At 35.5% G+C, this 19,204-nt stretch carries 18 protein-coding genes; 6 read left to right on the forward strand and 12 right to left on the reverse strand.

Features of this window, described 5'->3' with window-relative positions; translation table 11 throughout:
- Window positions 1-4: 4 nt before the first annotated feature.
- Both rimM and ACZZZI_RS09935 read right to left on the reverse strand, forming a co-directional pair.
- Window positions 5-532, reverse strand: a complete 528-nt coding sequence (gene rimM, locus ACZZZI_RS09930) for a ribosome maturation factor RimM (RefSeq protein ID WP_424057688.1) — start codon at window positions 530-532, stop codon at window positions 5-7.
- 181 nt (window positions 533-713) lie between these two features.
- Complete coding sequence (locus tag ACZZZI_RS09935; protein WP_316754730.1) at window positions 714-1,286, reverse strand: 30S ribosomal protein S16; 573 nt, start codon at window positions 1,284-1,286, stop codon at window positions 714-716.
- A 144-nt stretch (window positions 1,287-1,430) separates the two neighbouring features.
- Between ACZZZI_RS09935 and ACZZZI_RS09940 the strand changes: the two genes are divergently transcribed.
- The gene (locus tag ACZZZI_RS09940; RefSeq protein WP_316754732.1) at window positions 1,431-1,952 is read left to right on the forward strand and encodes a 5' nucleotidase, NT5C type; all 522 of its coding nucleotides are present in this window, start codon (window positions 1,431-1,433) and stop codon (window positions 1,950-1,952) included.
- A 111-nt stretch (window positions 1,953-2,063) separates the two neighbouring features.
- Here ACZZZI_RS09940 and ACZZZI_RS09945 read toward each other — a convergent pair whose 3' ends face one another.
- Window positions 2,064-5,102 (reverse strand): VIT domain-containing protein, encoded by a 3,039-nt coding sequence (locus ACZZZI_RS09945; RefSeq protein ID WP_463489332.1) that lies wholly within the window; start codon window positions 5,100-5,102, stop codon window positions 2,064-2,066.
- 285 nt (window positions 5,103-5,387) lie between these two features.
- Here ACZZZI_RS09945 and ACZZZI_RS09950 point away from each other — a divergent pair, with 285 nt between their 5' ends.
- Window positions 5,388-5,711 carry a heavy metal-binding domain-containing protein gene (locus tag ACZZZI_RS09950; protein WP_316754736.1) on the forward strand — a complete coding sequence of 108 codons (324 nt, stop codon included), beginning with the start codon at window positions 5,388-5,390 and terminating at the stop codon, window positions 5,709-5,711.
- 84 nt (window positions 5,712-5,795) lie between these two features.
- Here the strand turns inward: ACZZZI_RS09950 and pfkA are convergent, their stop codons facing one another.
- The 4 genes from pfkA to ACZZZI_RS09970 all read right to left on the reverse strand — a co-directional run bounded on the left by pfkA (window position 5,796) and on the right by ACZZZI_RS09970 (window position 9,837).
- Window positions 5,796-6,779 carry a 6-phosphofructokinase gene (gene pfkA, locus ACZZZI_RS09955; RefSeq protein ID WP_316754739.1) on the reverse strand — a complete coding sequence of 328 codons (984 nt, stop codon included), beginning with the start codon at window positions 6,777-6,779 and terminating at the stop codon, window positions 5,796-5,798.
- On the reverse strand, window positions 6,772-8,466 hold the full coding sequence (locus tag ACZZZI_RS09960; RefSeq protein ID WP_463489333.1) for a protein-disulfide reductase DsbD family protein: 1,695 nt from the start codon (window positions 8,464-8,466) through the stop codon (window positions 6,772-6,774). The genes pfkA and ACZZZI_RS09960 overlap by 8 nt, the downstream gene beginning before the upstream one ends.
- Before the next feature lie 137 nt (window positions 8,467-8,603).
- Window positions 8,604-9,053, reverse strand: a complete 450-nt coding sequence (locus tag ACZZZI_RS09965) for a protein-disulfide reductase DsbD domain-containing protein (protein WP_316754744.1) — start codon at window positions 9,051-9,053, stop codon at window positions 8,604-8,606.
- A 7-nt stretch (window positions 9,054-9,060) separates the two neighbouring features.
- Window positions 9,061-9,837, reverse strand: a complete 777-nt coding sequence (locus tag ACZZZI_RS09970) for a biotin--[acetyl-CoA-carboxylase] ligase (RefSeq protein WP_463489334.1) — start codon at window positions 9,835-9,837, stop codon at window positions 9,061-9,063.
- Window positions 9,838-9,881: 44 nt separating this feature from the next.
- Between ACZZZI_RS09970 and rsfS the strand changes: the two genes are divergently transcribed.
- The 4 genes from rsfS (at window position 9,882) to ACZZZI_RS09990 (ending at window position 14,543) form a co-directional block, all read left to right on the forward strand.
- Window positions 9,882-10,256 (forward strand): ribosome silencing factor, encoded by a 375-nt coding sequence (rsfS, locus tag ACZZZI_RS09975; RefSeq protein WP_344768386.1) that lies wholly within the window; start codon window positions 9,882-9,884, stop codon window positions 10,254-10,256.
- A gap of 27 nt (window positions 10,257-10,283) precedes the next feature.
- Window positions 10,284-12,383 (forward strand): ATP-dependent zinc metalloprotease FtsH, encoded by a 2,100-nt coding sequence (gene ftsH, locus ACZZZI_RS09980; RefSeq protein ID WP_424060114.1) that lies wholly within the window; start codon window positions 10,284-10,286, stop codon window positions 12,381-12,383.
- A gap of 68 nt (window positions 12,384-12,451) precedes the next feature.
- On the forward strand, window positions 12,452-13,096 hold the full coding sequence (locus ACZZZI_RS09985; protein ID WP_316754752.1) for a LutC/YkgG family protein: 645 nt from the start codon (window positions 12,452-12,454) through the stop codon (window positions 13,094-13,096).
- Between the two features lie 370 nt (window positions 13,097-13,466).
- Window positions 13,467-14,543 (forward strand): 3-oxoacyl-ACP synthase III family protein, encoded by a 1,077-nt coding sequence (locus tag ACZZZI_RS09990; protein WP_344768383.1) that lies wholly within the window; start codon window positions 13,467-13,469, stop codon window positions 14,541-14,543.
- A gap of 6 nt (window positions 14,544-14,549) precedes the next feature.
- Here ACZZZI_RS09990 and ACZZZI_RS09995 read toward each other — a convergent pair whose 3' ends face one another.
- From ACZZZI_RS09995 to ACZZZI_RS10015, 5 genes are all read right to left on the reverse strand, one after another.
- Window positions 14,550-16,040, reverse strand: a complete 1,491-nt coding sequence (locus ACZZZI_RS09995; RefSeq protein ID WP_463489335.1) for a tetratricopeptide repeat protein — start codon at window positions 16,038-16,040, stop codon at window positions 14,550-14,552.
- Between the two features lie 174 nt (window positions 16,041-16,214).
- Window positions 16,215-16,958 (reverse strand): zinc ribbon domain-containing protein, encoded by a 744-nt coding sequence (locus tag ACZZZI_RS10000; RefSeq protein ID WP_316754758.1) that lies wholly within the window; start codon window positions 16,956-16,958, stop codon window positions 16,215-16,217.
- Entirely contained in the window at window positions 16,958-18,055 is a 1,098-nt protein-coding gene (locus ACZZZI_RS10005; protein ID WP_424060119.1) for a Nif3-like dinuclear metal center hexameric protein, read from the reverse strand. The genes ACZZZI_RS10000 and ACZZZI_RS10005 overlap by 1 nt, the downstream gene beginning before the upstream one ends.
- 320 nt (window positions 18,056-18,375) lie before the next feature.
- On the reverse strand, window positions 18,376-18,744 hold the full coding sequence (locus ACZZZI_RS10010; RefSeq protein ID WP_344768376.1) for an NINE protein: 369 nt from the start codon (window positions 18,742-18,744) through the stop codon (window positions 18,376-18,378).
- A 4-nt stretch (window positions 18,745-18,748) separates the two neighbouring features.
- Window positions 18,749-19,051, reverse strand: coding sequence for a DUF2752 domain-containing protein (locus ACZZZI_RS10015; RefSeq protein ID WP_463489336.1), 303 nt, complete (start codon window positions 19,049-19,051; stop codon window positions 18,749-18,751).
- Window positions 19,052-19,204 lie beyond the last annotated feature (153 nt).

A 19,204-nucleotide genomic window follows, 5' to 3' on the forward strand; every position in this document is an offset into this window, starting at 1 on the left:
TTTTTTATTTTTCAAGATAAATATCCAATAAACCTTCAGGTAAATCGAGGGTTAAAATCTTTTGTTCATCATCAATCTCAATGATAAAGTCTTCGTTTAGCGGAAAAAGAATTTCTGTTTCCTTATACATAACCGCAGCTACGAATTGCTGAGGATATTCGTTTACTTCGATAATTTCACCAAGTTCTCCAAGTGTTTCATCAACCGCCAAAAAACCCTTTAAATCGGTGTAAAAAAATTCATCCTCATCACGTTCCGGTTTCTGAGCAATAGGTAAATACAATTTCTTTTTTAGTAAAGGCTGAACTTTGTCAATATGATCAACATCATCAAAATTAAAATAACCTGTTTTGTTGGCTTGTAACTTTGCGGAGGCAACAAAGTAGGGTACAAGTTTGCCATTCATATCAGCAAAAACGATATCAAACTCAAGTTTTTCATAGTCATCAAATTCAAAAAATACTTGAACCTCTCCTTTCAAACCTCTTGTTTTTGTAACGTAACCTATATAAAATGCTTCTTCGTGTTTCATATCAAATTATTGTGTTTCCATCATTGCGAATCTGGATTTTTTCCGATACAGCAATCTTTTCTTCGGGAAAGAAGATTGCTTTCGTGCCATGCAATGACCACACTGAAAAATTTCTTTCAAATAAAAATAGCGAAGCTCTTTTGAAAGAAACCTCGCTATTTCTGCAACAAAATAATTTAAATTATTCTGCGCCTTCTTCTTTAGTAGCTTCTGCTGCAGGAGCTTCTTCAGTTGCTTCAGCCTCAACAGCTGGTGCTTCTTCAGTAACTTCTTCTTCAACAACTTCTTCTGCAACTGGTGCATTTTTAGCTGCGATTGCTGCTGCTCTATCTTCTTTTTTCTTAGCTTCTGCAACTAATGCTGCTTTACGAGCATCTGCTTTAGAAGTAGCTAAACCTTCTGTTTTACCAGAGATTTTACCAGCTTTAGCATCAACCCAAGCAGCGAATTTTTCGTCAGCTTGTTCTTGAGTTAAAGCACCTTTTTTAACTCCACCTTCTAAGTGTTTTTTGTATAAAACACCTTTGTAAGATAGAATAGCACGAGCTGTATCAGTTGGCTCAGCACCACTGTTTACCCAAGCTAAAGTTTTTTCGAAATTAATTTCGATGGTTGCAGGATTGGTGTTTGGGTTATAAGAACCTAAACGCTCAATGAATTTACCATCACGTGGAGAGCGAGAATCTGCTACCACAACGTGGAAAAAAGGTTTTCCTTTTTTACCGAATCTTTGCAATCTGATTTTAGTTGCCATTTTCTTTTGTATTTATGTATTCAACATAGTTCCCGGAGCTTCATGCTGCGGGGCTGCAAAGATAACTAAAATACTGTAAATTAAAAACATAGTTTAATTTCTTTGTTTTAAGGATATTAGCGCCAAAATATTTGAAGATACGAAATGAAAAGAATTGCTATAGACATGGATGAGGTTATTGCTGATGTGATACCTAAATTTATTAGTCTTTACAACCGAGATTTTGATGTTCCGCTTGATTTGGTTATTGAGCCAGGTAACGAAGTTTTTAAACAGGTACCACAAGATGTTAATCAAAAATGGTTCGAATACATTAATGAGAAAGGCTTTTTTCGAGATTTAGCTGTAATTCCTGATAGCCAACGTGTAATTAAAGCTTTGCAAGAAAAATACGATGTTTACATTGTTTCGGCCGCTATGGAATTTCGTAATTCGCTTGAAGATAAATATGATTGGCTTGCTGAACATTTTCCTTTTATTGATTGGCAGCACATTATGTTTTGCGGAAATAAAATTGTTGAAGTAGATGTTTTAATAGATGATAGAATAAAAAACTTTGTCAATTTAAAAGGTCGCCCTTTACTGTATACTTCTCCGCACAACCTTTTAATTACCGAATACGAAAGAGTAAATAACTGGGAAGAAATAGCTGGCTTACTACTTTAGTTTTTAAAAGTTGCTATGTTTTCATTTGGAACGTGGTGGAGAAATCTTTTTAATTAGCATAAAAGATTTCTCCATTTTCGTTGTACTCCCGTTAAAATAACAACAAGAGGTTTAGTTAAAATTAAACTCCCCGACTAAATTTCCATTTCTATTATCGGCTGCCATAGGCAGTACAATTACTTTTCTTTGTTGCTTGCCCGTAGCGTAACGGGTATAAATTTCAGCTGTAACTGTTGTTGGCCCGCTAATATTAATTTGTCTATCATCATAATAGTTTACTTCGATTTTATATTTGCCTTTCATGGCTTTTTTAAGCATAAACTGCTCAGGACCATAACCCGAAGTAAAGTCATTACTAATTCTTCCGCCAATTTTGGTTTTTGGGTTGCCGTAATAACCCTTTTCGCCAGTTGGGTCGGTTAACCACAAATCGATATCCGTATCATTTTTATTCCAGTTTAAAACTACCCGAACATCAACTGGCAAAGGCTGAATTAATCTCTTATCAATGCCTTTTGTATTAAGCTTATTGCCATATTTAGCAATTAAGTTATTAATTTCCGAAATAATAATTTCTTCAATTCCCTGATCTCTATCTGCAATTTGCGAGTTATAACTTTGAGTTAACACTTTATATAAATTATTTAAAGCCTTTTGGTATTGACCAGCATCGGCCAAAGCCAGGGCATAATCGCGATAACTTTGTGCATCCGTTGGGCGCCATTGTAAAACTTTCTCAGTTGTAAAGATTTCGCTATCATAATTACCTGTTTGCTTCAATTTGTAAGCAAGTGTTTTATATAAATCAGCGTTTTCCAAATCTAAATCGGCAATGCTGCTTAAAATCGTTAAAGCCCTAACACTGTCTTTTTGCTGATAAAACCAATTCGCTACATCGAAATAAAACATTGGTGTAGTTATATAATTAGGGCGCAGTTTTATATATGCCCGATAAGCACTGTCGGGATTACCAACCAGGTTTTTCATGTAATCTTTATCGCTTTTAAATTCTGGAATAACAATGGTTGGTTGTGTTTCCACGTATGTAGTTGTGCTTTTATTTTGTATGCTTACTCCTGCAACTCGTCCTTGCAAAGCTGAATTTGCACTAATAGACTGAGACCTGACTATTGTTGTGGCACTTGTGGTTTCCATTCGCTTTGCTTGTGCAGCGTATGCCACAACAACAACCTCATTCAATTTATCTTTTGCTTCCGATTCTTTTGCTCTTTCTACTCTTGGTGGTGCAGGCGGAGTACCTGCAGGGCGTGGTGGAGGTGTGGCTGAGATGTTTTGCGTTACCACTGGGGCGGCATCAATGGCATCTCTAACCGGAATAGGGTAGTCGTTTTTACTCTTAAAAGGCTCCTTATAACTAAAATCAGTGTTCCACCAGTTTTTTAAATCTTTAGTCATGGTAACCGCAGCATTTAGTAAATCAGTTTTACGCTCCTGAAAATCTACTCGGCGTTGTTTCAAAACTGCATCATAAGCCTGGCGTAGCTCTGCTGGAGGCGCAATATCATAACGCAAATAATCATCGAGATTTTCGAGCACAATTAAGCTGGTGTTTCGCGTTACAATACCAAATTGCTTGCTTAATACACTAATATCAGCTTTATTTGCTTCGTACTGGATATCCATTTCCGAAATTTTTTTCTGTGCCCAAACTCTGCTCACATCTATGCTACTTAGCGCATGTTCAGTAGCATTTAATTGGATATGCTGTTCTGAGGTAACCGAATTTCCATAGCCAAATTGTAACACAAAATCGGTATTTAAACCATTCAATATTCCTGCAAGAGAAAAATGCCCATTTACTTTTACATGCATTGATGGGTAAGTTTGACGCACATCTGAACCGTTTTTAATTCCCAAAAATTGTAAATTTTCCTGGCCTAATTGTTTAAAAGCATCATTTGTAGATATAGCGTTTAGGTTTACAAACTGGCCGCCAGTTTGTAAACTGATGTATTTTAATGTGCTGTAATCTGCCTTCAAAGATGTATTTATAGTATTAACAGGTTTATATAGCGCAATTGAATTTCGGCCAAAAGTTGATAACCCATCGCTAAAGAAAATATATTCGTCGGCCTGAAAAGACTGAGCGTTAACCGAACCAAAATTTGTACCCCCATCATAAACTATGTTTTCAAGTTTCTTTTTTAAATCATCCCAATTTCCTTTCGATATGATAAAAGTACCACTGTTTTTAAATCCGTTATTTAACAAACCTAGTTGTATGGTTAGATTTTGTTTTTGCTTGATAATTAAATCTAAAAGTTCTAATTCCTTTTTTGTGTCACGTTGTAAACCACTTAAAGATGTATCCCAAATTAATCCTATTTGGTTTGACCATTGACGGGGTCTGCTTTCTGATTTTGGAAAAACATTTACTAAAAAATAATACCCATTAGATGCTTTTTGCATTTGCACTTCTGGTAAATCATTGCGTTTAGGAAGATTTATCGTTAAACCTTTTTTTGGTTGATAATCAGTTTTGTTTATCTCGCCAACATAAGTATTTCCATTAACTTTTAAATTGAAGCTTCCATCGGGTTGTTCGCCTAGTTCGGGTTTTAAAATACTTTCGAAAACCGTAGTTTTTAATGCAAAGGTTTCTATAGGTTGGTTATAATCTAAAGGTAAATGATAAGTTAAAGCATTTGCGTTATTAAAATTAAGTTCTTCTTCATAACCAACAATTATAGTTCTACTGCCATTGGCAGGCATGGGATAAATCCTTGTTCTAAAATTATTTCCTTCTACTTTTTCGAGTAAACCAGGATCTACACGGCGGCGTTCGATACTTTCGAAAACCTCGGTTGCTTTGGCTTTTTCTACAGGGACAGCTTCACGCATTTTCCCATTAATATCTAAAGCGTAGCGGCTAATGCTTACACCTTCGGGCATTGGAAAAGTTAATTCTCCTTCTAATATTCTATTGCTGTTGTTGTAAAAAGTCATGGTCATTACGGTTGTTGCAATGTTTCCAGTAATTTGCACATCGATATTTAACTTTTTAAGCTTTACGGCATCGTTTTGCTGATTACTTTCTGCCCGCTGAACTTTAAGCACGGGCATTTGTGCGTGCAAAAAAGAATTGATAAATAATGAAAGGGCAATGAGTAGGATTTTAGATAGTTTCATAATTGTAGGTTTTAAATATTGATGCAAAACTTTTACATATTGCATAAATTTATTTTCGGGCGATGGGTGGGAAACCAAAAATAGCTGAACGAACCTGCGTAGAATAAACCCGATAGTAGTGCAAATACTTTTGATGCAGTTTTCGACGAGATCAGGCTGACGTTAACAAAAGATTGAAACGAATAGCGGGAGGAAATAAAGCTAAAAGTATATAACCTTGCTTTTCGAAAAAAAATTGTAACATTTTATAAAAAACACATTCTAAATATTAAAAAAACTGAAACTATGTTAGTAACCACAACGCCTACAGTTGAGGGCAGAAAAATTATAAAATATATTGGCCTGGTTACAGGTGAAACTATTATTGGCGCAAATATTTTTAAAGATTTGTTTGCAGGTATAACCGATATTGTTGGCGGAAGAGCGAGTTCTTACGAGCGTGTTTTACGTGAGGGAAAAGACACGGCTGTGAACGAAATGCAACAGTATGCCGCAGCTTTGGGTGCGAATGCTATTGTTGGAGTAGATTTAGATTATGAAACTGTGGGTAGCGGCGGGAGCATGCTGATGGTTAGTGCGAATGGTACTGCCGTTATTTTAGAAGATTAAAATATTGCTTAACGCGAAAACTAAGCAAAAAAAGAAAGTCATTCTGGTGCGAGAATGACTTTTCTTTTTTATAATGAGATTTGATTAAAACGAAAGAATATCGATTAGTTTTAACCATGTTGAACTTACTTTTTCTGCATCGATATGCTTAATTGCATGGTCGAATGGTGTGTAAATCATTTCTTTGTTAACCTGTCCGGCCATTACATTTCGTTCGCCTTTAATTAGGCCTTCAACTGCCGAAACGCCTAATCTACTTGCTAAAACCCTATCCATACAGGTTGGTTTACCACCACGCTGAATGTGGCCAAGAACCGAAACTTTTGTATCGTAATGTGGGTATTTTGATTGCAAAATTTCGCCAACCTTAAAGGCTCCTCCTGCATCGTCACCTTCGGCAACAATAATAATTTTTGAGGCTTTATCTTTACGGCTATGTTCTAATTTATGAAGAACATCTTCTACACCCATATTTGCTTCGGGGATAAGAATGGCCTCGGCGCCAACACCAATTCCGCTTCTTAAAGCAATAAGGCCTGAATCTCGACCCATAACTTCTACAATGAAAAGCCTGTCGTGAGATTCTGCTGTATCTCTAATTTTATCAACCGCATCAATAACTGTATTAATTGCAGAATCGTAACCAATTGTAAAATCGGTACCCACTAAATCGTTATCAATTGTTCCTGGCAAGCCAACAATAGGAAAATCGTATTCCTGAGCAAAAACATTTGCACCAGTAAAAGTTCCATCTCCACCGATAACAATTAAAGCATCTATTTTTCTTGCTTTTAAGTTTTCGTAGGCTGTTTTTCTACCTTCAACTGTTTTAAAGTTTTCACTACGGGCAGTTTTTAAAATTGTACCACCACGTTGAATAATATTGGCCACGGATTTGCGATCCATAGGCATACAATCATCATTAATAAGGCCTTCATATCCACGAAGGAATCCTGTTACTTCAATATCGTAATAAATTGAGGCTCTAACAACGGCCCTAATAGCGGCATTCATGCCCGGCGAATCGCCACCGGAGGTTAAAATACCAATGTTTTTTATCTTATTCATTTGTTTGTTTCTTAGCAAATTCTGAAAGTCCCTTATCCAGATATTGCAAATATTTCTCTATACTAAATTCTACCCCGATTGGAGGCGAAACTAATTCTTTTTCGTTGGTACCCAAAAGTACATAATAAGGTTGCGAAATTGTATTAAATCTTTCGGCTTGTAAGTGTTTAAACTTTTTCCCTACGGTATTAACTTTAGTTTCTAAAACCTTCGAATCGAATTGCTCACTCTCTGGCAAAGCTGTTTTATCATCGGTATATAAGGATACAACGATGTAATCTTCCTTTAATTTTTTAAGCACTCGAGCATCAGACCAAACTCTTGCTTCCATTTCGCGACAATTAACGCAGCCGTGACCTGTAAAATCTAAAAATAATGGTTTTTTAACTTCTTTTGCATAAGCTAAAGCTTCTTCATAATCGAAGAAACCATCGATGTTATGTGGAATATGCAAGAATTCTGAATATTTTCTTTTAGAATGTTTTGATGAAGCTGTTTGATTACCAGAGTTACCTTCCTGACCGATTACAAAATCTTGAGTAGATAGGGGTGGAACTAATGCACTAACTGCTTTTAATGGTGCGCCCCATAGTCCAGGCATTAAATAAAATGCAAATACAAATGCTGCTCCACCTAAAAACAATCTTGGAATTGATATATATGGCAAATCGCTATCATGAGAGAATTTAATTTTACCTAACAAATAAAAACCTAAAATGAAGGCAATTACAATCCAAATTGCGATAAATACTTCTCTATCTAAAATTCCCCAGTGATAAGCCAAATCTGCTGTTGATAAAAATTTCAATGCCAAAGCAATTTCTATTAAACCCAAAACTACTTTAACTGCATTTAACCAACCACCAGATTTAGGAAGTGAAGTCATCCAACTAGGGAAAATGGCAAATACAACAAATATTAATGCTAAAGCGAGTGAGAAGCCGAACATACCCATGATTGGCGCTAAAAATCCACCAGTTTGTCCTACAGTAACTAAAAGTGTTCCGATTAATGGCCCAGTACATGAAAATGAAACAACTGCTAAAGTGGCAGCCATAAAAAAGATGCCTGTTAATCCTTTAGAATCAGATTTCGAGTCCATTTTATTAACGAAAGAACTTGGTAAAGTAATTTCAAATGCACCTAAAAACGATATACCAAAAATTAAAAGTATAAGGAAGATAAATACATTAAAAAATCCGTCGGTAGCCAATTCATTTAAAGCACTTGCGCCAAAAATTACGGTGATTAGTAGACCTAACACTACATAAATCACGATGATAGAAACGCCATATATTATTGCACCTTGAATACCTTTACCCTTAGTTTCTGCTCTTTTGGTAAAATAACTTACGGTTAAAGGCACCATTGGAAATATACACGGAAGTAAGAAAGCTATTAGACCCGCAATAAAACCTGCGGCGAAAATAGAAAGCAATGTATTCGAACCTCCTTCTGTTGGTTGTGTTTTTGCAACAACGGCGGTTGCCGCGGTTGTGTCTTTTGATATAGAATCTTTTATCGCATTATTGGCTGCACTATCTTGGGCAGATCCTACTTCTGTAAATACAAGATCCTCGGGGGGAGCCGTTGCCGTTGTATCTTGAGCTACAGCGGCATAGCTTTTAACAGCTGGCAATGCAATAAACATGGCCGCCATCAGTAATAAAATTAAAACCTTTTTCATTTGTGTGTTTTGAGGCGGTGAAATTAAGAATAATTTTATAAAGGCTTGGTCTTTAAACCTATTCGAAACGTAGATTTTACTTTAAAAAGAAAGAGTCCCAAATAATTTGGGACTCTTTATAAATATTTTAATTTCAGTTACTTAACAGGGATGCTAAATTCAACCTCTTCTGGTGGAAGACATTGTCTATCATTACAAGTCATAAACTCTACTCTACCCTTTACAATAGTAGTACCCTTGTTTAGTTTTATTTTCTGCTGAAAAATAACTTGGTTTTCAAAATAACTAACATTCATTTTAAAAGTATCTTCGTATTTCACAATTGCTTTAGGTTCTGTTGTTTTTCCAACTAGGCTAAAATCTTTCGATGGAGAAAAAGCAAAAGTTGTTTTAACTGGCCCACCACTTTTAACATTTTGAGAGTAAATATGCCATTTACTATCGATTGATGCCTTTAAATATAAAACCGCTTCGGTTTTATTAACCTTTTTTGCTACATAAGACCAGGTTACTGGCTTTTCTATTTGGGCAAATGCGCCAGCAATGGTAAAGAGTACCATTGACAATACTAAGGTGATTTTTTTCATTGTGTGTTTATTTTGTGTGTATGTATTCTATTTCCTTAAAGTTAAAAGTTGTGGTTTCTTGATCTACCTCCATAATTAATAAACCACTATCTTCAACTCCTTTTATAATACCTTCAAAAACCTGACCATTCCGAAGATATGTCGCAACAGTATTAAAATTCAAAAGCCTGTTGAGGTAGCTTTTTTGCAAAATACTGTATCGTTCTGATTTCAAATTTAGATAGTATTTTTCCATATAAACGAATATTTTTGCCATAACAAGCTCTAAATCTACTTGTTTATGTAAAATTTGATATAAAGATGTTGCTTTTTCGGCCAAGTCGTTGGTAAACTCCTCTTGGTTAATGTTTAAACCAATGCCAACCACTGCAGATTTTATGGTAGAACCTGTCAGTGTATTTTCGATAAGTATGCCACCAAGTTTCTTTCTATTGTAATAAATATCGTTCGGCCATTTTACCTTAACAGGATGAGGAAGAAAAGATGATAGTGCTTCTGCCACCGCTAAACTAACAGCCATATTTAAGAAAAATTGCTTATTTAGCGGTAAAAACGACGGTTTTAAATAAATACTTGCACTGATATTTTCCCCTGGGACGGTTTGCCAAACACTTTCTTGCTGCCCTCTTCCCGCAAATTGATGATCTGCCATAATTACAGTGCCTTCGGGTAATGGCTCGGAATTTGAAGCCAAATTCTTTAAATAATTATTAGTAGAATCAACTTCTTTTAATTTGATAAAATTTTGACCAACAAATAGTGTCGAAAAAGTGTTATTTTGCAAGTGTTGAATTTATTTTATTGTAATTCCAAAATTAAAGCATTTTAATGGTAAAAAAGAATATAGTAGCCCTTTCTACATACCTTTCTGAGTTGGCCGTACATGGCATACAAGAAAAAAAAGGAGAAGATATAGTGCGGTTGGATCTAAAAAATATTCATACATCTGTGGCTGATTATTTTATTATTGCGAGCGCCAATTCGGCAACGCAAGTAAAAGCTATTGCCGATAGTGTAGAAAAAGAGATATACAAAGCCACACAAGCAGACCCACGACATAAAGAGGGTTTTGAATCTGCCGACTGGATAATTTTAGATTATTTTGATGTGGTTGTGCACATTTTTAAAACCGAAAAGCGCCACTTCTATGGCATTGAAGAATTATGGGGCGACGCTGAAAGCACAAATTATAAAAGCGCATAGCCAAACCAAACCTTTTGAAAAAGACAAATGAACGATAATCAAAATACAAACGAAAACAAAAAACCTGGGAAGAAATTACCAAACATTCCTAAAAAGCCTCAAAAGGGCACTAAGTTTAATATTTTTTGGGTTTATGCCGCGATTATACTAGCTATTGTTGCAGGCAATTATTTCTTAACTTCTGATGGAAGTAAGGAAGTTTCTTACAGAACTTTTGAAACGCAGATGTTGCTTAAAGGCGATGTAGAGAAAATCATCTCATATAAATCTGACGATATTGTAAAGGCAGAGGTTTACATAAAAAAAGATAGCCTCAACAAACCAGAATACAAAACATACAAAAACACCAGCAACTTTAATGCAAACACAGGGCCTACTGTTTATTTTGTTGCGGGCTCGCCAGATGCATTAGACAAGCTTTTATCTGATTCTCAGAAAAATATCCCCGAAGGTTCGAGAATTTTAGCGCAACCAACAACAAGAAATAATCCTTTAGCAAGCTGGTTTTTAAGTATTATTCTGCCAGTTTTATTGTTAATCGGTTTCTGGATATTTATGATGCGCCGTATGGGTGGTGGTGCTGGTGGTGGCGGTCAGATTTTCAGTATTGGAAAATCCAAAGCAACCTTATTTGATAAAGAAAGCCAGGTTAATATTACTTTTAACGATGTTGCAGGTTTAGAAGAAGCTAAACAAGAGGTTATGGAAATTGTAGATTTTCTTAAAAACCCAAAAAAATACACAAACCTTGGTGGTAAAATTCCAAAAGGCGCATTGCTTGTTGGTTCTCCAGGTACTGGTAAAACGTTATTAGCAAAAGCTGTTGCAGGTGAGGCTCAGGTTCCGTTCTTCTCATTATCAGGTTCTGATTTTGTGGAAATGTTTGTGGGAGTTGGTGCATCACGTGTACGTGATTTGTTTAAACAAGCAAAAGATAAGGCACCATGTATCATTTTTATTGATGAGGTGGATGCGATTGGCCGTGCTCGTGGCAAAAATAGTGTGATGGGTGGTAACGATGAGCGTGAAAACACATTAAATCAGTTATTGGTTGAAATGGATGGTTTCGGAACGGATTCGGGAATTATCATTCTTGCAGCAACTAACCGTCCTGATGTATTGGATTCTGCATTATTGCGCCCAGGTCGTTTCGACAGACAAATTTCAATCGATAAACCAGATTTAGTTGGCCGTGAACATATTTTTAATGTACACTTAAAACCAATTAAAACTTCTGCCGAGGTTGATGCTAAAAAATTATCAGCTCAAACACCAGGTTTTGCTGGAGCCGAAATTGCCAATGTTTGTAACGAGGCTGCGTTAATTGCTGCTCGTAGAAACAAAGAATCTGTCGATATGCAAGATTTTCAAGACGCTATTGACCGTGTAATTGGTGGTTTAGAGAAGAAAAACAAAATCATTTCGCCAGAAGAGAAACGAATCGTTGCTTACCACGAAGCTGGTCACGCAATTGCAGGCTGGTTCCTGGAACATGCAGATCCTTTAGTTAAAGTTTCTATCGTTCCGCGTGGTGTTGCTGCTTTAGGTTATGCACAATATTTACCTAAAGAACAATTCTTGTACACAACAGAGCAATTAATTGACGGTATGTGTATGACTATGGGCGGCCGTGTTGCAGAAGATATTACCTTTGGTAAAATTTCGACAGGTGCTCAAAACGATTTAGAGCGAATTACTAAGTTATCTTATGCGATGGTTAGTATTTATGGTATGAACGAAGCGGTTGGAAATGTTTCTTTCCACGATCCTCAAAATGAATACAATTTTAACAAACCATACTCAGAAAAAACTTCAGAGCTAATAGATGTTGAGGTTCGTAAATTAATTGGCGATGTTTATATAAAAACAAAACAATTACTAACAGATAAGAGAGATGGTTTAGAAAAATTGGCGCAGAAATTATTAGAAAAAGAGATTTTATTCCAAGCTGATTTAGAAGAAATTTTAGGCAAACGCCCGTTCGATACACGTACAACTTACGATGAGTTTGTAAATGGAACTGGCGATCAATCTCCAGCTGCTGAAGGTTTAGTTCACGATGGCGTTAGCAGTCCTGATCTTAATCAAGATGCTGCAGGTTTAAACCCTAGTTCTGAAAAAGAATAAATATTAAAGGATATTAATATATTTGAAACCTCGGGTGTAAAAAATCCGAGGTTTTATTTTTTTAAGTGATGAAGGATAATACAACCGCGAAAGAACAGATACTAAAAAAGATAAGGAAAGCACTTTTAGAAAAGCGTGAAAACCCTTATCCAAACTTAGAAGATAGTTCGTTGTATAAAAAAAATGTAGATGAGCTTGAGGTTTTATTTGCAGAGCAACTAACAGCGATATCGGGCAATTTTATTTTTTGTGAAGATGGAATCGATTTTATCGAAAATATGCTTCAACTTGCCGATCGATTTAAATGGCGCAAAATTTATTGCTGGGAACCAGAGTTACAAGAGTTTTTATCGAAATACGAATTTCCATTTTACCAAACGGATAAAGATTTTGAACAGGCTGAAGTTGGCATTACCATGTGCGAAGCATTAATTGCCAGAAATGGCAGTGTAATGGTTACAAATGAAGGTGCCGCAGGCAGAAGGTTAAGCATTTTTCCACACCATCATATCGTTATTGCTAGAACAAGCCAATTGGTTTTAGATTTAAAAGATGCTTTTCAGCTGCTTAAAAATAAATACGGCAACCAAATCCCATCGATGATTAGCAACATAACGGGGCCAAGTCGAACCGCCGATATTGAGAAAACATTAGTACTAGGCGCTCACGGACCAAAAGAATTATTTGTGTTTTTGGTGGATGATTTTAGTTGAGCTATCATCAATAAAGCTTTAAATCAATATGCACAATAAAAAGGATAATTAATGGTTATAAAATGCCCGGCACTATTTAATTACCATGCTTATATTATTACTCGGTATTTTAAATTATGTTTTTGATGATTTAGGAATTACAACTTTATATTTTACAATACTATAGGTTTAGTTGTAGGTTATATTAGTATTTTTACAGTCGATACGAGCCGAAAAAACATGATTCAAAAGCTTAATATTGATAAAAAAAGCGGGTTTTTAAATTTTGTGATTAAAAATAATCTCTAGCTAAAAACGAATTTATTTCCATTTCTAATTTATTAACCATAGTTTTATACTACATACCGTTTTAGTATGCGGTATCATAATTATGAGCGCAACAATAAATACAGTAATTATCGGTACAGGAAGCTATATTCCTGAAAATATTATTTCTGGTAATGAATTTTTAAATTCAACTTTTTTTGAAAACGGAAATCTTTTAGAAAAAGAAAATTCTGAGATTATCCATAAATTCTCAGAAATAACTGAAATTGTAGAAAGACGCTACGCCTGTCCTGATCAATTAAGTAATCATATCGGAGCAAAAGCTGCTGAAAAAGCAATCGAAAATTCGGGTATAGATAAGGAAACATTAGATTATATTATATTTTGCCACAACTTTGGCGATATTCCATTAAACAGTAATCGAATTGATATTCTGCCATCACTCGCATCTAAAGTTAAGCAACAATTAGGCATTAATAACCCTGATTGTGTTGCTTACGATATTATTTTCGGATGTCCTGGTTGGGTTCAAGGTGCTATTCAGGCAGATTATTTTATAAAAAGTGGCGATGCTAAACGCGTATTGGTTATTGGCGCAGAAACGCTTTCGCGTATTATCGATCCGCATGATCGGGACAGTATGATATTTTCAGATGGTGCTGGTGCTGTAATTTTTGAAGGTGTTTCATCAGAAAATAAAAACGGAATCTTAGCTCATAAAACAGAAACTCATGCTGTAAATTATGGCAACCTTTTAATCATGGGCAAAGGTTCTCATCCAGAAGAAACCAGTGGCAATTACTATTTAAAAATGAACGGACGTAAGCTTTACGAGTTTGCTGTTGTTCAGGTTCCTCAAGTAATTAAAAAAGCAATTGACAAAGCGGGTTTATCTGTTGAAGATGTAAATATTGTTTTCGTTCATCAAGCTAACGGCAAAATGGATACTGCTATAATGAAACGTTTATTTAAACTTTATGGTTTAGATACCGTTCCAGAAAACCTGGTTCCAATGACCATCAGCTGGCTCGGTAATAGTTCGGTGGCTACAGTTCCAACGTTATTAGATTTAGTTTTAAAAGAGCAAGTTAAAGGCTATAAAGTTAAAAAAGGCGATGTTGCTGTTTTTGCTTCCGTAGGAGCAGGTATGCACATTAACGCTTTTGTATATAGATTTTAACAAGGCTTAGTTTAATCTTCTTAAACCAGCCTTTGCCTGGCTTTCAATACTGTTTTCGTATTCATGATTTTTCATGCCGATTGCGGTATTGAAGGCTTCTTTAGCTTTTACTTTATTATTCTTTTTCTCGTAAACCTTGCCCATTTGCAAAGCAGCGTTTGCTGCGAAATAGTACTTTAAATTTCGGCCTTGATTTATAGTTGATTGATAATAAGTAAGTGCTTGATCATCTTTACCTAAATCATCATAAATTCGTCCCATTCTGTAATTAAACTCCGTTTTATCCTTATCTGTATTGTAATCGGCTGTTTTTTTATCATCAAGAACCTGGGCCGCTCTTGTTAAGTAACCTCCATCAAATAAAAGTCTGGCTTTTAGCAAATCTGTTGGTGGAACAGGGGCCGAAGCTTCGTTCTGGGCTTGCTTATCCTTTTCATTATAAGTGTAACCTGAATTAGTTGCTTTTGCTATATAGCTTGTATATCCCGATTTATCTCCTTTTAAGAGCGAAATCCAACCAAGATGAAGGTTTGTGTCTTTAATATAATTAACGCCCTTATTGGTCTGCAAAAAACGATTAAAATGTGTAGCTGCATTCAAATCGAGCTTATTTAAATGTGCAATTCCTTCAAGATAATCCAAATAAGGAAAAGATTGATAAGTTGCGCCTTCGGGCTTTTTAGCTAAAATGTTAATGGCCTCGTCATTGTGTGCGGTTTTGATACACACGTAACTTTGAAGATAGGATTTCAAAAGACTACTATCTGCAATGCGTTCGGTGTATTTTATGGTTTTCGAATAAGCTGAAGAACTATGAGCAACATCCGTTAATACGTAGGCATAGTAGAAAACAACTTCATCATAAAACGGCTCGTAGGTAGACTTCGGTAGGTTATCAGCAAGTTTCTCGAACATATTTAATCCGTTTTGAAGATTTCCGCGAATACCAAATGTGGCCAATGTGCTTTTTAGAGCTCCATCTGGCAAGTTTCCTAGTACTGCATTTATTAAACCCAAACCTTTGGCATTAAGCGGAAAATTTGGAAATTTTTTAGCGTTGTCCTGCAGCATATTATTCGCCTTACGTATTTCCATTGCTGCATTAAAATATTCGCCGTATCGACCTCTTATTAACGCCCATTGCAGGTTTATTTCTGCCTGAGCATATAAGTAATACGGTGAAGATTTATCATCATCACTTATTTTATCTAATCTTGATGATTTATTTCCTTTCAATCGATCAAAATCAGCCTTATTTTCAGATGTGATTAATGTAAAGTAATCTACATAATTCTCTAATAAAGGAATAATAGCATTATTAGGTCGAAGTTTTTTTTCGGTTGATATATAAGCTTTGGCATTTCCTAATTTTAACTCGAAAATGCTTTTATAAGCATTTAAACAATTGGCGTTAAAATCAAAGTTGGCGAAAGAAGATAGAGGAGTTAGGAAAGCGAAGAGCAGAAAAGCGGCAATAAATCGTAAGCTTTTAATCATTTTATAATTCGTAATCGGATTGATAATATTTAAAAAGCACACAAATACTGTACCTCAAATAAATAACATTCTCCAATTAACGTAAAAACACTACGCTTCGTTTATTTTGGTATAAAACAAAAAGCGGTTACGAAAATATTCGCGACCGCTTTTATAAGTAATTTTAATTGTCGATTAAGCTTCTGCTACTTCTTGAGTTAAAGCCTCATCAACCAAAATACGACCACAGTGTTCGCAAACGATAATTTTTTTACGTTGACGAATATCTAATTGACGTTGAGGTGGAATTTGATTGAAACAACCTGAGCAAGAATCACGGTCGATGGTTACAACAGCTAAACCATTTACCGCATTTTTGCGTAAACGTTTGTAAGCAACTAATAAACGTTCCTCTATTTGAGGCTCTGATTTATCGGCTTTCTTTTGTAAATCTTGTTCTTCTTTTTCAGTTTCAGATGTAATTACATCTAATTCTCCTTTTTTAATTTCTAAATCTTTCTTTCTGCCATCCAATTCAGCTTTAGCAGCTTCAAAGATTTCAGTTTTAGAAGTGATTTCAAAACCGTGTTCTTTAATTTTCTTTTCAGAAACCTGAATATCTAAACCTTGAATCTCAATTTCTTTAGTTAAAGCATCGTATTCACGGTTGTTTTTAACTTCCTTTAATTGAGTATCGTATCTTTTGATTGCAGCTTGTGCATCTTTGATTGTGTTTTTACGGGTTACGATTGAATCCTCAAGATCATCAAGTTCGCCTTTGATTTTTGAAATTCTAGTTTCTAATCCTAAAACATCATCCTCCAAATCGGCAACTTCCATTGGTAACTCACCACGTACTTGGCGAATTTTATCAATTTTCGTGTGGATATTTTGTAATTCGTATAAAGCTTTTAGCTTTTGTTCTACGGTTTGTTCCATTAAAACAAGTAATTTATGGGGTTTGTATTTTGCTCCGTTAAACGGATTGCAAAGTTAGTAAATTTTTTCTGAATAATTTCAACCAATAAATTTGATGTAAATTGTTCAGTTTCAAAGTGTCCGATGTCGGCAATCATTATTTTTTCTTCTGCGTCGAAAAACTCGTGATATTTAAAATCTGCAGTGATAAAAGCATCAGCTCCGGCAGCAATTGCTTCTTTTAAAAGAAAACTACCAGAACCACCACAAACGGCAACTTTTTTTATTCTTTTTGGAAGAACGGATGTGTAACGAACAACTTTAGCCTGCATTCTGTCTTTTACCATGTGCAGAAAATCGTAAGCTTCCATATCGTATTCCAACCAGCCTAACATACCAGAACCAACTTGTTGATGTTTATTTTCGAGTTTATAAATATCGTAAGCTACTTCTTCGTACGGATGGTTTTCGAACAAAGCCAGTAAAATTTTTCGTTCGGCTTGTACTGGAAAAACAACTTCTATCCTTAATTCAGACTCGTGATGTTGTGCACCCTTTTCGCCAACAAAAGGATTTGCGTTTTCATTCGCTTTAAAAGTTCCGAAGCCTTCGGCATTAAAACTGGCCTCGCTATAATTACCAATATTGCCAGCGCCCGCATAAAATAAAGCCGAACGCAATTGTTCTGCCTGTGCCTGCGGGCAAAAAGTAACCAGCTTTTTTAACAAGCCCGATTTTGGTGAAAGTACTTTTATGCCGCTTAATCCAAGCTTTTCACAAATTTTCGCATTTACACCCGTATGTACGCTATCCAAATTGGTATGTATGGCATATAAGGCAACATTATTTTTAATTGCTTTTAACACCACCCGCTCTACATAACTTTTACCGTTAAGCTTTTTTAACCCTTTAAAAACGATTGGGTGATGCGTGATTATGAGATTACAGCCTGTAGAAATTGCTTCATCAACAATTTTTTCTACACAATCTAAAGCCACTAAAGCAGCCCTAACTTCCATATTCGGATCGCCGACGATTAAACCAGAATTATCGTAATCTTCCTGATAATTTAATGGCGCTATACTTTCAAGGTAGTTTGTTATTTCTGATAATCTCATGCTATAAAGATATATAATTTCAAGTTTTTGTTTGAAATGAAACCATTAACTTTTTTTTAGTTTCGGTCGGTGAGGCACCGACCGATAGTTAAAACTTGTGTCCGCTCTGAACTTTTAGAATACCTTATTATAATCGAAAACTAAAGTCAACAACCTGGTTTTAATAGGTGGAAAAACCAACCCAAAAACTACAAAGCCTTACTTTTTTAACCCTGATAGAAATGAAAAGCCCGCAAACCCGATTCTTCATCGGGTGCGGACTTGTAATGTATAGCAGGACAAACGCTTAAAAAGTGTATTGTTTTTGCTTTTCTAAAAATTTATTGAAACCCACCCATTCTTACCATTTGCAGGCTTTCGAAGGCCATTTTCTGGTTATATTCGTAAGCCAGGTTTTTATGGTTAACAATATCTACGATTGAACCGATAAAACACAATCCGATTGTGAACAGGTACAATATGCCCATCCCAATTTGACCGATGATAAATCTTTGTAAGCCTGGCACAACAAACAATCCGATTAAACAGAATATCAACATATCTGACGGGTTTTTTCTTTTGCTACTATAAACCATCAAGAAATTACGCAATTGTTGCTCATTTAAACCTGTTGTTGCTTGTTGTAAGTATGAGTATTCTTCTGGCGTTATACCTGGTAACGACATAAAGGGTGATTGAAATATATCCATGATTTTATGTGTTTAATGTTGAGTATTTTTTATTTGTTATGTATTTTATTAGTGCAAATATTCTGTATCCTATAATTATTAAAGCAGGAAAGCCAAACCAATGTGCTGAAAAACTTTCGGCAAATTCGCCATGAAAAATGTAGCTTATCGATCTTCCTAAACCGCATCCTGGACACCACTGCTCGAAGCCTAAATTGGCTAGCGGACAAAGTGTAAAGTGATGCTGATGTGTGTTTGCCGTTGCTAACAACACTAAAGCCGTAACCCAGAAAACAAGTTCTAGTGGAAAGCTTTTAATGTTTTTCATCTCTTTTGCTTTTTATATTGTTTAGAGGCTTTAAAGAGCCCATTGTTACGCAAATATCCTTTTACTCGACGAAAGGCACAAATATTTCGACCAAGCGGCTTTATAAATCTAAGAAATTATGAATTGCGTTTTCGGCAGCCAAGATAACCAAAC

The sequence above is a fragment of the Pedobacter sp. AC190 genome (genome assembly GCF_979258025.1).

Excerpts from the sequence above, each read along its gene's own strand:
- rimM (WP_424057688.1), bottom strand. The coding sequence starts at position 532 with ATGAAACACGAAGAAGCATTTTATATAGGTTACGTTACAAAAACAAGA.
- ACZZZI_RS09935 (WP_316754730.1), bottom strand. The coding sequence starts at position 1,286 with ATGGCAACTAAAATCAGATTGCAAAGATTCGGTAAAAAAGGAAAACCT.
- ACZZZI_RS09940 (WP_316754732.1), top strand. The coding sequence starts at position 1,431 with ATGAAAAGAATTGCTATAGACATGGATGAGGTTATTGCTGATGTGATA.
- ACZZZI_RS09945 (WP_463489332.1), bottom strand. The coding sequence starts at position 5,102 with ATGAAACTATCTAAAATCCTACTCATTGCCCTTTCATTATTTATCAAT.
- ACZZZI_RS09950 (WP_316754736.1), top strand. The coding sequence starts at position 5,388 with ATGTTAGTAACCACAACGCCTACAGTTGAGGGCAGAAAAATTATAAAA.
- pfkA (WP_316754739.1), bottom strand. The coding sequence starts at position 6,779 with ATGAATAAGATAAAAAACATTGGTATTTTAACCTCCGGTGGCGATTCG.
- ACZZZI_RS09960 (WP_463489333.1), bottom strand. The coding sequence starts at position 8,466 with ATGAAAAAGGTTTTAATTTTATTACTGATGGCGGCCATGTTTATTGCA.
- ACZZZI_RS09965 (WP_316754744.1), bottom strand. The coding sequence starts at position 9,053 with ATGAAAAAAATCACCTTAGTATTGTCAATGGTACTCTTTACCATTGCT.
- rsfS (WP_344768386.1), top strand. The coding sequence starts at position 9,882 with ATGGTAAAAAAGAATATAGTAGCCCTTTCTACATACCTTTCTGAGTTG.
- ftsH (WP_424060114.1), top strand. The coding sequence starts at position 10,284 with ATGAACGATAATCAAAATACAAACGAAAACAAAAAACCTGGGAAGAAA.
- ACZZZI_RS09985 (WP_316754752.1), top strand. The coding sequence starts at position 12,452 with ATGAAGGATAATACAACCGCGAAAGAACAGATACTAAAAAAGATAAGG.
- ACZZZI_RS09990 (WP_344768383.1), top strand. The coding sequence starts at position 13,467 with ATGAGCGCAACAATAAATACAGTAATTATCGGTACAGGAAGCTATATT.
- ACZZZI_RS09995 (WP_463489335.1), bottom strand. The coding sequence starts at position 16,040 with ATGATTAAAAGCTTACGATTTATTGCCGCTTTTCTGCTCTTCGCTTTC.
- ACZZZI_RS10000 (WP_316754758.1), bottom strand. The coding sequence starts at position 16,958 with ATGGAACAAACCGTAGAACAAAAGCTAAAAGCTTTATACGAATTACAA.
- ACZZZI_RS10005 (WP_424060119.1), bottom strand. The coding sequence starts at position 18,055 with ATGAGATTATCAGAAATAACAAACTACCTTGAAAGTATAGCGCCATTA.
- ACZZZI_RS10010 (WP_344768376.1), bottom strand. The coding sequence starts at position 18,744 with ATGGATATATTTCAATCACCCTTTATGTCGTTACCAGGTATAACGCCA.
- ACZZZI_RS10015 (WP_463489336.1), bottom strand. The coding sequence starts at position 19,051 with ATGAAAAACATTAAAAGCTTTCCACTAGAACTTGTTTTCTGGGTTACG.